Annotated in this window: 10 protein-coding genes; 5 read left to right on the top strand and 5 right to left on the bottom strand. The window is 51.1% G+C overall.

Features of this window, described 5'->3' with window-relative positions:
- Positions 1 to 163: 163 nt before the first annotated feature.
- The 5 genes from AB1656_07985 to AB1656_08005 all read right to left on the bottom strand — a co-directional run bounded on the left by AB1656_07985 (position 164) and on the right by AB1656_08005 (position 7,397).
- Entirely contained in the window at positions 164 to 1,030 is an 867-nt protein-coding gene (locus tag AB1656_07985) for a hypothetical protein (protein MEW6235310.1), read from the bottom strand.
- 733 nt (positions 1,031 to 1,763) lie between these two features.
- Positions 1,764 to 3,110, bottom strand: a complete 1,347-nt coding sequence (locus AB1656_07990) for a DUF1080 domain-containing protein (protein MEW6235311.1) — start codon at positions 3,108 to 3,110, stop codon at positions 1,764 to 1,766.
- A 388-nt stretch (positions 3,111 to 3,498) separates the two neighbouring features.
- A complete protein-coding gene (locus AB1656_07995) occupies positions 3,499 to 4,824 on the bottom strand; it encodes a hypothetical protein (GenBank protein MEW6235312.1) in 1,326 nt (441 codons plus the stop codon).
- 328 nt (positions 4,825 to 5,152) lie between these two features.
- Positions 5,153 to 6,346 carry an ATP-binding protein gene (locus AB1656_08000; protein ID MEW6235313.1) on the bottom strand — a complete coding sequence of 398 codons (1,194 nt, stop codon included), beginning with the start codon at positions 6,344 to 6,346 and terminating at the stop codon, positions 5,153 to 5,155.
- A 97-nt stretch (positions 6,347 to 6,443) separates the two neighbouring features.
- On the bottom strand, positions 6,444 to 7,397 hold the full coding sequence (locus AB1656_08005; protein MEW6235314.1) for a sugar phosphate isomerase/epimerase family protein: 954 nt from the start codon (positions 7,395 to 7,397) through the stop codon (positions 6,444 to 6,446).
- A 477-nt stretch (positions 7,398 to 7,874) separates the two neighbouring features.
- Here AB1656_08005 and AB1656_08010 point away from each other — a divergent pair, with 477 nt between their 5' ends.
- The 5 genes from AB1656_08010 to AB1656_08030 all read left to right on the top strand — a co-directional run bounded on the left by AB1656_08010 (position 7,875) and on the right by AB1656_08030 (position 13,203).
- Positions 7,875 to 8,078 (top strand): DUF1778 domain-containing protein, encoded by a 204-nt coding sequence (locus tag AB1656_08010; GenBank protein MEW6235315.1) that lies wholly within the window; start codon positions 7,875 to 7,877, stop codon positions 8,076 to 8,078.
- 412 nt (positions 8,079 to 8,490) lie between these two features.
- Positions 8,491 to 8,700 (top strand): hypothetical protein, encoded by a 210-nt coding sequence (locus AB1656_08015; protein ID MEW6235316.1) that lies wholly within the window; start codon positions 8,491 to 8,493, stop codon positions 8,698 to 8,700.
- Positions 8,701 to 9,039: 339 nt separating this feature from the next.
- Positions 9,040 to 9,855, top strand: coding sequence for an electron transfer flavoprotein subunit beta/FixA family protein (locus tag AB1656_08020; protein ID MEW6235317.1), 816 nt, complete (start codon positions 9,040 to 9,042; stop codon positions 9,853 to 9,855).
- 33 nt (positions 9,856 to 9,888) lie between these two features.
- Positions 9,889 to 11,202, top strand: a complete 1,314-nt coding sequence (locus tag AB1656_08025) for an FAD-binding protein (protein ID MEW6235318.1) — start codon at positions 9,889 to 9,891, stop codon at positions 11,200 to 11,202.
- 12 nt (positions 11,203 to 11,214) lie between these two features.
- Positions 11,215 to 13,203 carry a (Fe-S)-binding protein gene (locus tag AB1656_08030; GenBank protein MEW6235319.1) on the top strand — a complete coding sequence of 663 codons (1,989 nt, stop codon included), beginning with the start codon at positions 11,215 to 11,217 and terminating at the stop codon, positions 13,201 to 13,203.
- The last annotated feature ends 454 nt before the right edge of the window (positions 13,204 to 13,657 follow it).

Consider the following 13,657-nt stretch of genomic DNA (forward strand, 5'->3'; position numbering starts at 1 on the left):
GGAGTACATCCCTATCCGTCGGAGCGCTTGGGCGTCATGACCTGAGGCAGGAGCCCAGTGCGGTAGTTCCGCACGCTGGGATCTGTGCGGGGGGTGCCGGGTAACCGGCATCCCTACCGCGACCAAGATCGTTTTCGCCATTGAGCGCCTCGTCACGGCGGATTTATTTCTCTTTCTCTGTTTGAGGATTGTCGAGAAAATCAAGCGCCTTCTCGTACCAATCCAACGGCGGCCTTTCATGCCCCATTTTGGGTACTTGCAAATAAAGCGCGTACTTCAAACATTTCTTATATCCCTTCATATAATACTCGTACGTCTGCTCGCGATTGCCGTCGTTGTCTCCCGTCAAAAATACGTAACGTCCGGTATTGCACGCTTGCGAAAGATATTTGACGTCCGGCTTGTTGAATCCTTTGGGCCAGGCCCGATCTGGCTTGCTGGGGATGGGCATGGCGGCCCAATAATTGACGCCGATCATGAATATCCCGCCGGAAAAAACGTCTGAATAATGAAACGCCGCCATGCTGGAGACGCGGCCTCCCCCGGAAATCCCCGATAGGTAAACGCGATGGGGATTGATTTTGCAGATTTTCATCATGTTGTAAGCGGCGTCGAGCGCTAACGGGATTCTTCGCGTATGAACATTTTGTTGGTTGCCGGAATTGTTGGCGCCGATCCAAATCAATTTGCGCTTCTCCAAATCCGGAGGAAGGTCCGGCCAGGGAAGGCCGCCGCTGTCGCTGGGAGATATATTTACTATCAATCCGTAAGATGTTTTGGGATCGTAATTCTCAGGGACGTAGATTTCGAAAGTTTCGTCCTTCAAATTGTAATAATAATCGGGATAACGGGCCAACCCTAAAGCGATATCCATCCGGTTGGCGAGAGCATGAAGATTTGCGAGGGGACTATGCACTTTAAAAGACACGCGGAATCCCCCCGTTTTGATGCTGGACTGACTGTCGAGAAATAATGGCTGTTCTTGGGGAGCGCCTGGAGAGGCGGATAGCAGCATAAAACACGCCATCATCAGATTTCTAAAAAAGTATGGAAATTTATCCTCCATGGCAACGCCTTTCTATCTTCGTACCGCGTTATACCAACCTGCATTTAGGTTGGCGCCAATAATTTTCCTCGCCCTCTGGGAGAGGGTAAGGGTGAGGGGTTTTAAGTCTAACCAAATCAACCCTCACCTAACCTCTCCCAATCTAGGGAGAGGAATTTGAAAAGCGACATTCTTAATGCAGATTGGTATTAGACATGTTGCGTTTCCGAATCGCGAAACCGTAAAGACTCGAATTTCACGGAATATTCGAATCACGGATATCTCGGATTCTATTGGATAGCGCGGAAAATCTCGTTCGCTACGCAATTCCTTGAGCCAACTGTTTTTTTTTGTGTTTTTCTTTTTCGTTTCGTGTTTTCGCGATTCAAACGGCAATGGTATGAGATACCTTTAATTTTCCATTGCGCATTTCATCAATAGTGGCTCTTGCAAAATTCATAAAATCCGTTTTTAAATTCTCCCCCCAAGATTGGGGGGAGTTAGAGGGGGGTTGATTTTAATAGACTTAAGACAACCCCCTCCTATACCTCCCCCAGGCTTGGGGGAGGAATAATGGAATTTTGCAAGAGACTCAATATATAAAAAGATATAATGAAAAATCGGTCTGCGTCTATCGATTCATAAAAAAAACGTCGGCGAGAGAAGCGTCGCCGACGGATTTTTTTCTTAAAAAAATTGAATGTCCAAATTTTACGTTTTAGAACTGTTTCATACTCCCGAAAATTTCGCTCCATGAAAGCTCTTTGACGAATACGTTCGTGAATAACAGCAATTTCCCGAAATGTTGCAGCGCGATGGGGCCTCGTTGCGGAATTCCTTGCAGCCAGGCGTTCTGGATCGCCGTCTTGCCGTTCACTGTTACGTTGACCTGGCTTTCAATGACGGTAATTTCGACGCGGTTCCATTGCCCGACGTAATTGTCCGCATTGACGATGGGCGTAACGGCTTTACGCAATTCTTCCGAAAGGCTGGCATCCGTCATGTAGCCCAAGATTCCGCCGGAACCGATAGGCCAGTTCCAAAGGTTGATCGAGGCTTTGGGATTGCCGCGCAGGCAGATTCCGCCTTGCCCCGCGCTAAGGACGGAAGCCGTCAGCGGTTGCCCGGAAGAGTCGGCCATTCCGGAGCCGTTGGGCAGGATGACGGGAATCTGTTCCAGTTCCGGCTTAGCGGGAAAACGCCAATCCGCAATGAGTATGAAATTGTTGAACTCTTCCGTCGACCATAGAAACGGATCCTCTCCCCCCGCGGCCCCTTGACCGTCGTAATAGAGAATCCAGTCTTCGGCATGCCAATTTTTACTGGGATTTTTCCAGGAACTTAGTTTTTTCCCGCCGGATAAAGCGCGAAAGCCTTGGTCTAAGCTCGCTACGGCGTCGGCGGATGGATTGGAACTGGAAAGTTCACAAATCTGGATGTTGCGGTAATGGACTTCGCTTTTGTCTTCCGCTTCCAAGCAGATATACCCCTTGCGGGGATTGCAGTTGAAGCCTCGCGTAACCAGCTTGCCGTTTACCGTCAGCGAGACCATCCCGTCGCGGCTTTCAATGCGGTAATGGTTCCAATTTCCGGCGGGCTTGGTGGCGTCTTCCGAGGGCAGAGATCGCGCCCATCCTTCCGGATGCGGTTTGTCAGGACTCATCGTCGCGCCGTGGATAGGATAGATATCGCCGCCGTTTCCTTCCTTCACTTGAATCTGAATCGAGCGGGTGAAAGGCGCTCCCCGCGCAGGCAGAGCGTCCGAATAAATAAAGACGCCGCCGTTGCCTCCTTTATTGACATGAAGCCAATCCAATTCCAAAATAAAATTTTCGTATGGCTTGTCCGTTCGTAATATGCCGGTGGGAATGCCGCTGCAAACGATCATTCCATCCCGCGCTGTCCAGGTTTCGGGATAACCGTTGACATTCGACCATCCATCCAAATTCGTACCGTTGAATAAAGGAACAAACCGCTCTCCCTGCTTCGGTTCGGCGGCGCGAACGTTATCGAAAACAAAGAAAATGGAAAAGAAAAAGAACAAAATGACGCAAATCCGTTTCATCGATGAAGACTCCTTATTGGCTGAATATTTTTCAAAAACGCCTCAAAAAACGCAGGGTGGATCGAGCGTAGCGAGCCCCGCCAGTGTTTCTATCTTTATAGATTTGACGAAATCGATGTTGTCATTTTTCCCCTAAAACCGCAAGGGAGATAATTGGATTTTCCATGACTGCAGGGCAGGGAAGCGCAAACGCTGCAAACCTTATTCGCTCATGTTACGCAACCTGGGAGCGCGGGCGTCTCGCCCGCAGGTTGGAACCGCCGATCCAACGCAACGCATGGGTTTTCTTTTTTCGTGTTTTTCTTTTTCTTAACATGGTTATGTGATTCAATCGACGAGGGTAAGAGATTCCTTTTAATTTTCCATCGCGCGTAACATGAGTTATTAGTTATTCGCTTGCGCTCTTTATGGGCGCTGGAACCGCCGATTCCGTTTTAATCAATTGTTTTAAATCTTCAATCGAGGTTCGCGTAGCGCTTTTCGCGGCGTCCGAGGGAATGGTTTTTTGATCGCCGATCGAAGATAAATTCAGTTCGACGGCATTCTCTTTCGTGGGGGCGGATGGCGTCGCGGACTCGATGCCCGATGGCGCAGGAGTCGTTTTCCCGTCTTGTTGCAAAATATCTGGAACCGTTTCCGGCGGCGCGGGTTTTGATTTTTCTTGCGTCTTGTCCGATCGCCCTTCAAGGTCGTCCTCCCTCAAGAGAAGGCCGCGAAACGATGAATCGGTTGAAGCCGGCTGAACGGGCTGCGTCGAACTGGCTTGCGTAGCCGAGGCCGGCTGTTCGCCTCCCGTTTGAAAGATGTCTCGCACGGTGTGGCCGCTATAGGAACGTTCGCCCGTTTCCATTTGAAACAGGTTTGGAGCCGTCGAATCCGAGCCTGCAGGACGCGATCCGGTTTCATCCATCTGGAAAAGTCCTCGGTATCGCGAATTTCTCGTGTTTACGGCTTTTGTGGAGACTTCAATTAGGCTTTCGGCGGCAAGAATGCCGTCCGATTCATGCGTGCCGCGGAATGTTGGGACGGCGTTTTGGAAAAGTTGGCCCTGATTGTTCCAGGCGACGACGGCGCCGTCTATAAAAGTGACGGTGGAAAATCCATAAAACCATATTTCTTGTTTTAACGCCGGGAACAATTTTACGGATTTCGGCGTGCCTTCGCTGGCGAGCACGTCCTCCTTGGACGAACCGACCGCAAAAGGCGAGGCGTCAGGATTCTTTTTTCCCATATCTATATTAAGGACGGAACCGATGTTGAGCCATTCAGCCACGCGCTCGTTTCGGAAAGTTACCGTCGCCAATCCATATGACCATATCTCCATCTTCAGCTGTTCGAATCGGCTCACGCGGCTGGGCGATCCTTGCGCCGCGATGACTTCTTCTTTCGTCGAACCGGCTTTAAAAGGGGGCGCGCCGGGCGTTTTGTCTCCCAGCGACGCTTCCAACCCATTCCTCAAATCGCCGGAATTTTGAATATTTTCCAGTTTTCCGCGCTTGAAGGTTAAAGAGGATTGCGGATACCACCAAATTTCTTCTTCAATGCTGGTAAAAGGAGTGATTCGGATGGGCGGCCCCATGATATCGATAATTTCCGGACGGGAAGCGCCGAGTTTGACGATTTTGTTTTGTCCCCATCCCACATCGGCAAGAAAGAACGCAAAAAAAATCGTTCCCGCCATGAGGATCGTTATTTTACGGGTGGCGATAGACATGGCGTTTATCAACTCCCTTTTTCCCCATAGCCGCAATCGTCCGTTTTTACCGTTATCTCTGAGGTTGAATTTGGATCGTCTTCTAAATATTGTAAACCAACCGCAGCAGGATTCCAACCTATTTTATACCCACTTGCATTTGGATTCTCGCCTAGAGTATCCCTCACCCTATGGGCAAGTGTTAGGCGGGGTGGCAAGAGCAAGGTCGTTTCTGCCCTTGATGAATGCCTCCGGCTTGTGGGAAAAGATCATATCTCGGAGAGGGATTCTTCTTCATTCGGCTATATGCTTACCCTAATTTTAACTTATTATCATTCTCTCCCGCCCCCTAATCGCTGTTTTCAACGTCATGCGTTTTGGGCGCGTCGTGTTCGAGCAGGCGCGGGCTTTCGGCCGCTACGGGCAGTGCGATTTCGATCTGCGTTCCTTCGTTGAGCTCGCTCTGGGCGCTGATGGTTCCCTGGTGCTCGCGGATTATGCGATCCACAATCATCAGGCCTAGTCCGGTTCCGCGCGCTTTGGTGGTGAAATAAGCCTCGAAAATATGCGGAAGGTCTTTTGGCGGTATGCCTTTCCCCGTATCCGTAATAGCTAGCGTTACTTTATCGCCCCGGCGGGCCATGCTGAGGACGATCTCGTTGGCTTTTCGTTGACGTTCTTCTTGCGTTTGAGCAACAATGGCTTCGATGGCGTTGCGTAGAAGATTGATGAGCGACTGTTTCAAGCGGGAGCGGTCTCCCTCGATATACGGCCAATCGCCCTCTTCGTGCAGAAAAACGCGGATGCCGTTTTCCCGGAATTCCGGTTCCATGAGCGTAAGGGTTTCCGTTACCAAACTATTGAGATCGAATAACTTTATCGCGGGATGAGAGGGACGGACCGCGCCGAGAAAACTCTCGATGACGCCGTTAAGCCTCTGAATCTCCGTGTTGAAGATGGATAACTCTTCCTCCACTTCGGCGTCATGAATCTCCTTTTTCTTGAGATGGCGTTGCAGCAATTGGAGATGGATGGAAAGAGAATTGAGCGGATTGCGAATCTCGTGGGACATTCCAGCGGTCAGCGTCGCCAGCGCGGCCAATTTCTCCGCTTCGAGCAGTTTCTGTTCGCGCTCCTTGTGTTCCGTCTCGTCGATAAAGAAAAACAACGTGCCAAAACGCTCCTCCCGGTTTTGCAAGGGAATAATATTGATCTGCACATGCGTCCTCCCCTTCGGAAGGCGCAGTTCGTATTCCAAAAACGGCAGCGGCGTGGAATTGTCGATTCCGCTCCGGCAAAGGCTCAAGAGGCCGGGATGATTCAGCATCTTCGCCAGCGGCATATCCGGCGTCGTCGAACCGTCGCCAAGGTCGAGAATGGAACGGGCGGATTGATTGACGAAAACGACTTTTTCTTCTTCGTCGATGACGATCATGCCTTCGATCATGGAATCGAGAATCAACACTAAAAGATCGCGCTCCTCCGCGATCTCTTTCATATAATCGAGGATGCGCTCTTTATCGACTTTTTCGGCTCGATCCAACAACCGCCTAAGAAATCCGCTCTTCATAATTTCCGGTAAAACCCAAAATTCAAAAAATAGATCGCATTGTCTGATCTCTCATTCATCACTCATCATTTCAATCGTTCCAACTCTTGCGCACGAATTTCAATCCATCCCGCGCTAATTGCTCTTCGCTTTCGAACATCTTTCGCCAGATGCAAGTCGCCGCCGCCACCGCTGGCATGGAGCGTCCAAACGCTTCGATGGTCAACCAATGGTCGTAACCGGCGTCTTTCAACGCTCGGAATATTTCTTTCCAATGCACTTGCCCTTGGCCTGGCGTGCTGCGGTCGTTTTCCGAGATATGAACGTGGTGAATCCTCTTGCCCGCCTGGCGGATAATGCCCGGCGAATCTTTCTCTTCGATATGGGAATGAAACGTATCATAATGCAATCCGAAATTGGGCAAGCTGACGGCGTCCACCAATTTCAATCCGTCTTCCTGGCTATTGATAACATACGTCTCGAAGCGGTTGAGCGGTTCGATGGCTAATTCGATTTGGGCCGTCGCGGCGTATTCGCACGCCTGCCGCATGACCTCCACGATGCGCTTAAATTCCTCCTCTGTCCGGCCTCTGCCAACTAACTTCCCTACCGGCGCATAAAGCGGGCCGCAGATCTGCGATCCTCCCAAAGCATGGGTGCAATCGACGCATCGCTTTAAAAAATCCACCGCCGCCTGGCGAATCTTGGCGTCTTCGTGGGTGGGATCGGCTTCCTTGGGAACGCAAACGCAGGACGTATTGCCCAATCCAATTTCCTGGCAATGCTTCCCCAATTTGGCCCAATGATCTCCCGCCGGTTGGAACATAGGAAATTCCGCCCCATCGTATCCCCATTTCTTCAATGTATCCAACAATCCGAAATGCTCTTCCGTCGGCGAATCGGTCCACAGCAGCAAGTTGATTCCCACGCGAATCTTCGCGGGCTTCTTCGCCGCCTGGACGCCGATCGCGGGCAACGATAATCCCGCCGCCGCCATTGCGCTTCGTCCGAGAAATTCTCTCCGTGCGATATTCTCTTTCGTCATCGTATCCTCTCCTTCTTTTATGTCGAAAAACGCCGAAATGAACAACTAATACTATTGGCTATTTTGAGGTATACCAAACATCATTGAAGGGAGGGCGAGGCTCCCGCCGAGCCGTATAGATGCAATAGTTCGCCAGGAGGCTTACCCTCCCTTCCTTTCAACTGCCTGTGCTTCAAACCTAATGGCATTTCGTATAACGAAAAAACCGTTTCTATCCTAAACCGTCCATAGCGAACCATCTCCAACCGGCAAGCGCTATGCTCATAGTATCATGCTTTATGTTTTAACGGTAAATGGATCGGGACAAGATTCGTTTTTCCCTCAGGGCGGTTCCCCGCGGCCGCCTTCATCGTTTATCGTAGGAGCGGCCCCAGTGGTTGTCCTCATCGGGAAATATAGTCATTGTTAAAATGTACTTACTATGTGATGACATTTAGATATAATGAGATATAGAAACGTAATAGGAGATCGAACGCCATGCAGAAAGCGAGAAGTTCCAAGGAAGCGCCCAAAACGGTTTTTCTGAATATTCGCATAAACGAACGCCAAAAAGACATGATCAGCCGGGCGGCCGCACTTCGCAATTGCAGCCTATGCGAATTTGTGATCGAAAACGCCTATGACGCTGCAGCGCTGGTCTTGGCCGATAAAACGCAGTTTGTCCTCTCTCCGCAAGAATGAGACGCGTTTTGCGTAACCTTGGACGCCGAGCCGAAATCCATCCCGCCGCTGAAGGAATTGTTCAACAAGCCGGACGTTTTTAATGAACGATAATCCTGTAGGATAGATCGAGTAAAGCTAGCCCCGCCATTCTTCTCTAATCGCTGCTTTTAGTATAACCCGCTATCGCAACTCCCTTGATTGCGCCGGGTTTTGCATTTATCTTGGCTAAGAAAATATCTATTCCGGTTTTTAATTCAGTGATTATAATTATACTATCTGGTAATGCTTCGCAATGGATATATCCTTAACCTCCGTCCTGCGCGAGAGTTTTTTGGGGAAACGAATGGGGCGCGAGTTCATTCCACTAGGGTTTTCTAACCTTGAAAATTGGACTTGGCTCTGTCGATACAATTAGCCTAGAGAAAAAGGAATGAAGTTTTATCACTTTTGCGACTGCGGACCTCATTTTCATTGCGGGGAGACCATCGTCCATCTGGTTTGTCGGGACTGCGGCGCCGAATATATCGGCCCCGATTGCGACGTAACCCGGCCGATTCCCGTTTCCAAGTTTGGCCATGACGCGGTCCTTTGTCAAAACTGCTTAGATAAAGCGGAATTACCGGTGAAAGTCGTTGACTGAGGAAATTCCTGCCTCTGAAAACTTGCGTGAGCTAGAAAGAGTTCGTTTTTGATATGGATTCCCCATTTCTCTTCACAGAATATAATGGGGAGAAGCTCTTTTTCGTCGAATGCGTTTTTCAATTTTGGTTAGTGCATCATGACTTTATTTCCCAATCCCAGCCTTAAACCTCTCCTAGGGAGTTGTCCTCATAGTATTATGGTATTATGGCCAATAGAGAGCTCGAACGGTTTTCCTATCGTTATCGCTCCTATAAGCCGCGTTTTATCGATTTCAAGCGAACCGTCAACGAAATATATTTAATCGATCGATCCTTTTAAACGAGGAGATTTAATTCCCATGCATATCGTCGTTTGCATCAAGATGGTGCCGGATACCACCCTAGTCAAAATCGATCCGGTTACCAACACCCTCGTGCGGGAGGGAGTGCCGTTCATCACCAATCCCTTCGATACGCACGCCATCGAAGAAGCGATCCGGTTGAAGGATCAATATGGCGGCCAAGTCACGGTGCTTTCAATGGGACCGCCCGCCGCGGAATTCGTGCTGCGCCGCGCTCTTTCCATCGGCGCCGACAAGGCAATTCTTTTGAGCGACCGCGCCTTTGGCGGCGCCGATACGCTGGCCACCAGCCACGTGCTCGCGGAAGCCATCAAGAAAGAACAGGCGTCTCTTCCCGTCGATCTCGTGCTCTGCGGTATGCAAACCATCGACGGCGACACGGCGCAAGTGGGGCCGGGCATCGCCTGCCGCCTCCAATTTACCCAACTGACGCTGGTCGACAAAATCCTCGCCCTCGATCTCGAAAAAAGACTTATCCGCGTCAGCCGCAAACTGGAGAGCCATAACGAAATCGTCGAAGCGGCCTTGCCCGCTCTGCTCACCGTTGTGCGCCAGATCAATACGCCGCGCTACCCCACCGTGCCCGCCCGTCTGGACGCGGACGCCGCCCTCATTCCCATCTGGTCCAACGAGGTGCTGAAAATGGATCCGAATACCATCGGCCTCAAAGGCTCCCCGACGGCGGTGCGCAAAATCTTCGCTCCCCAGCGGGATAAAGGGGAAATCATCGACGCTCTCGGTGAAAAAAAGAACGAAGCCGTCGGCTTGATGGTCCAAAAACTCTTCGACTGGGACATCGTAAGAAAAGACTAAGGAAATCCATTCCTTAAACATTTAGGAACCGCCATGGATAAAAAAATTCGCAAACCTCGTGGAAAAGCCCATTATATCGAGGGGAAGTGCATAGCCTGCGGCGACCGCTGCCAGGCCGCTTGCCCCGTAGACGCAATCGAAATGAACGAGAAGGGCGAGCCGATCATCCTTCTGGAAAAATGCACCGGATGCCGCAAATGTCTGAAGGTCTGCCCGACGGAAGCCTTGGAGATGGTCTTCACTCCCGACGAACAAAAAATTCTGGACGAATATTTCCGCCCGAAAGAAGAAGCGCCCGATCCCGGCAAATCCCGCGAAAGCGAATGGAAGCATGTTTGGGTATTCGTGGAGCAATTCAACGGCGCCGTCCATGCGGTATCGTGGGAACTATTGGGCAAGGGACGCATGCTCGCCGACGACTTGGGCGTCGATCTCTGCGCTTTCGTTTTAGGATCGAACGTCCAGCATCTGGCGGAAGAAGCCTTTGGATACGGCGCGGATAAAGTCTATATGATCGACGATCCCATTCTCAAAGACTACCGCACCAAAACCTATCTGCATGGCGCGCTGACCCTCATTCGCAAATACAAACCTGAAGTCGTTCTCATGGGCGCCACCGGCCTGGGCCGCGATTTGGCGGGCGCCGTCGCCACCGAACTAAGAACCGGCCTGACGGCGGATTGCACCGGCCTCACCATCAGCAAAGCCGACCGCCTGCTGGAACAAACCCGCCCCGCCTTCGGCGGCAATATTATGGCCACGATCCTTTCGGAAACCGCTCGTCCGCAAATGGCTTCCGTCCGGCCGCATGTGATGCCCAAGCCGGAATTCGATCCCAGCCTCGACGGCGATGTCATCAAGGAATCTTTCACCCTGCCCGAAAGCGAAATCACCACCAAAATTCTGGAAATCGTTCCCATCGACCTGACCAAAACCGTACAATTGGCCGCCGCCCGCGTCATTGTCAGCGGCGGACGCGGCATGATGGGGCCGGAGAATTTCTACCTCGTCCGCGAATTGGCCGCTCTCCTCGGCGGCGTCGTCGGATGCTCCCGCGCCACCGTGGACGCGGGCTGGATGCCCCAATCGCACCAGGTTGGGCAAACGGGAAAAACCGTCAAGCCGAAACTGTACGTCGCCTGCGGCATCTCCGGCGCCATTCAGCATCTGGTCGGTATGCAGAATTCCGACTACATCATCGCCATCAACAAAGACAAAAACGCCCCTATTTTCGACGTCGCCCACCTCGGCATCGTCGGGGACGTTTTCCAAATCCTTCCCGCCGTCATCGAACAATTGAAGCAGCAGCAGGAACAAGCGGGCAAACCAACGCTAGCCGCCGTGTAATGGAGCTACACTATGAACTGGGGACGTATCCTTTATATCCTAATTTTTATCTTTTCGATTGGCTTTTTTCTGCGCAACGCCTACCGGCTGTTAGCCAATGTTTGCCTGGGACAATGGGACAACCGCTTCGACCGTTTGACCCTGCGTCTGAAAAACATGCTGGTTTACGCCTTCGGACAGCTTCGCGTCGTCAAAATCCGCTACGGGATCAACCACTTCGTGATTTTTTGGGGATTCATGACCCTGCTCATGCTGAATGCGGAGTTCCTGATTGCCGGCTTGTTCCCTCAATTTTCTTGGGCTTTTTTGGGTACTATCCTTTACGGATTTTTGTTGGTCATGACGGAAATCATGTCGGCGGCCGTGTTGATCGCCGTCGCCGTCGCCGTCGTTCGCCGCGTCTTTTTCCGGCCAAAACATATCGAAGCCACGTTCGACGCTTTCCTCATCCTCGGCATGATCGCCGCCTTGATGATCGCTTACTTCGGCTACCATGCGGGCGAGATTGCGCTGGGTGAATCGGAATGGGGACGCTGCATGTTCCTATCCAACGCCCTATCCGGCATATTCTCCGCCTCAAGCCATAACGCGGCCAACTTCTTCTGGTGGATTCACGCGTTGGTTCTGCTGACGTTCTTGAATTATTTGCCCTACAGCAAGCACCTGCACGTTTTGACCGCCATCCCTAATTGCTTCTTTAAAAGTTTCGATTATCCCAAAACCCTGCCCACGATGGAATTCGTTCGCGGCAACGATTTTGGCATATCCAAGATCACCCAATTCACTTGGAAAGACCTTTTGGATTTTATGTCCTGCACCGAGTGCGGACGCTGTCAAGCCGAGTGCCCCGCCAATAATACTGGCAAATCGCTCAATCCCCGCCTGATTATCCATCAGGGCAAAGTCAATTTGTTCAACAACAGCCCGGCGCTCTTAGCCGCTCGCCCTGCGGATACCTTGGGACCTGCGCCGGACGATGTGGAGATGGCGTTCCCCCTCATCGGCGACGGCGAATTAAGCATTGCGGAAAAAGACCTCTGGGCATGCACCACGTGCGGTTCCTGTATGACGCAATGCCCCGTTTTCATCGAACACGTTCCCAAGATTATCGAAATGCGGCGTCATCTCGTGATGGAGCAATCGAAATTCCCCCACGAGTTGATCTCCTTCTTCGAGAATTCGGAGCAGCGCTTCAATCCGTGGGGCATCGCGCCCACCGACCGCGCCAAGTGGACGACGGATTTAAACGTCCCCATCGTGCAAGAGGGCAAGCCGGTGGAGTATCTCTTCTTCGTCGGCTGCGCGGGTGCCTACGATTCGCGGGTAAAAAGCGTTGTCGCCGATATCTCCAAAATTTTCAACAAGGCGGGTATTTCTTGGGGCATTCTCGGCCAGGAAGAACGTTGCTGCGGCGATTCGTTGCGCCGTCTGGGCAACGAATTCGTCTTCGAGCGCATGGCCCGCGACAACATCGCGCGTTTCCATCGCTTCGGTGTCACGAAAATCGTCACCCATTGCCCACACGGCTATTCGACGATCAAGAACGACTACAAACAATTCGGCGGCGATTTCGAAGTCTACCATCATTCCGAACTGATCGAAAAATTGATCGCCGACGGCAAAATCGCCCTCAAACCTAAACAAGACGGCAAGATCGTCTACCACGACTCCTGCTACTTGGGCCGTTATAACAACATTTACGATTCCCCGCGCCATCTGATCGAAAAGGCCAGCGGCGAAGCGCCCGTCGAAATGGACCGTTGCGGCGAAAAGAGCTTTTGCTGCGGCGCCGGCGGCGGCGGCATGTGGATGGAAGAAATGGAAGGCAAGCATATCTATCTGGCGCGCACGGAAGAAGCCTTAAGCAAAGACCCCTCCACCATCGCCGTTGCCTGTCCCTTCTGCATGACGATGTTCGAAGACGGCGTGAAAGATATCAAAGTGCAAGAGAAAGTCAAAGTCAAAGACATCGCCGAAATCGTCGCGGCGTCGCTGGAATAATTTTGATCGAACCATTTGTATAGGAATCGAAAATCCCCGTCGAAAGACGGGGATTTTTTTGTCTATCCCCAATGCGCCTGTTCGAGTACAATAAGGATAAATTTGGAAAAACCATAATATAAGAGGTTCTTGTAAAATTAATAAAATCCGCTTTTAAATTCTCCCCCAAAGCTTGGGGGGAGTTAGAGGGGGGTTGATTATATTAGACTTAAAGCAACCCCCTCCTAACCCAATGTCGTTAAGTTAAGGATAGTCTAATTCCTTAATCGAAAATATCAACAAATCTAATAGCATGAATTTGTTGAATTTAAAATCCCTCACCCTAATCCTCTCCCAGAGGGCGAGGGAATGGAATTTCGTCACGTTATGTCTTAACTTAATGACATTGCCTCCTAACCTCCCCCAAGCATGGGGGAAGAATTATGGAGTTTTGCATGAGGCTCATAATTTTCAA

Source organism: Candidatus Omnitrophota bacterium, assembly GCA_040755155.1.
Taxonomy (GTDB): domain Bacteria; phylum Hinthialibacterota; class Hinthialibacteria; order Hinthialibacterales; family Hinthialibacteraceae; genus JBFMBP01.

Bases quoted from the DNA above. Each gene is read 5' to 3' on its own strand.
- AB1656_07985 (MEW6235310.1), bottom strand. From the start codon at position 1,030: ATGATGGCGTGTTTTATGCTGCTATCCGCCTCTCCAGGCGCTCCCCAA.
- AB1656_07990 (MEW6235311.1), bottom strand. From the start codon at position 3,110: ATGAAACGGATTTGCGTCATTTTGTTCTTTTTCTTTTCCATTTTCTTT.
- AB1656_07995 (MEW6235312.1), bottom strand. From the start codon at position 4,824: ATGTCTATCGCCACCCGTAAAATAACGATCCTCATGGCGGGAACGATT.
- AB1656_08005 (MEW6235314.1), bottom strand. From the start codon at position 7,397: ATGACGAAAGAGAATATCGCACGGAGAGAATTTCTCGGACGAAGCGCA.
- AB1656_08010 (MEW6235315.1), top strand. From the start codon at position 7,875: ATGCAGAAAGCGAGAAGTTCCAAGGAAGCGCCCAAAACGGTTTTTCTG.
- AB1656_08015 (MEW6235316.1), top strand. From the start codon at position 8,491: ATGAAGTTTTATCACTTTTGCGACTGCGGACCTCATTTTCATTGCGGG.
- AB1656_08020 (MEW6235317.1), top strand. From the start codon at position 9,040: ATGCATATCGTCGTTTGCATCAAGATGGTGCCGGATACCACCCTAGTC.
- AB1656_08025 (MEW6235318.1), top strand. From the start codon at position 9,889: ATGGATAAAAAAATTCGCAAACCTCGTGGAAAAGCCCATTATATCGAG.
- AB1656_08030 (MEW6235319.1), top strand. From the start codon at position 11,215: ATGAACTGGGGACGTATCCTTTATATCCTAATTTTTATCTTTTCGATT.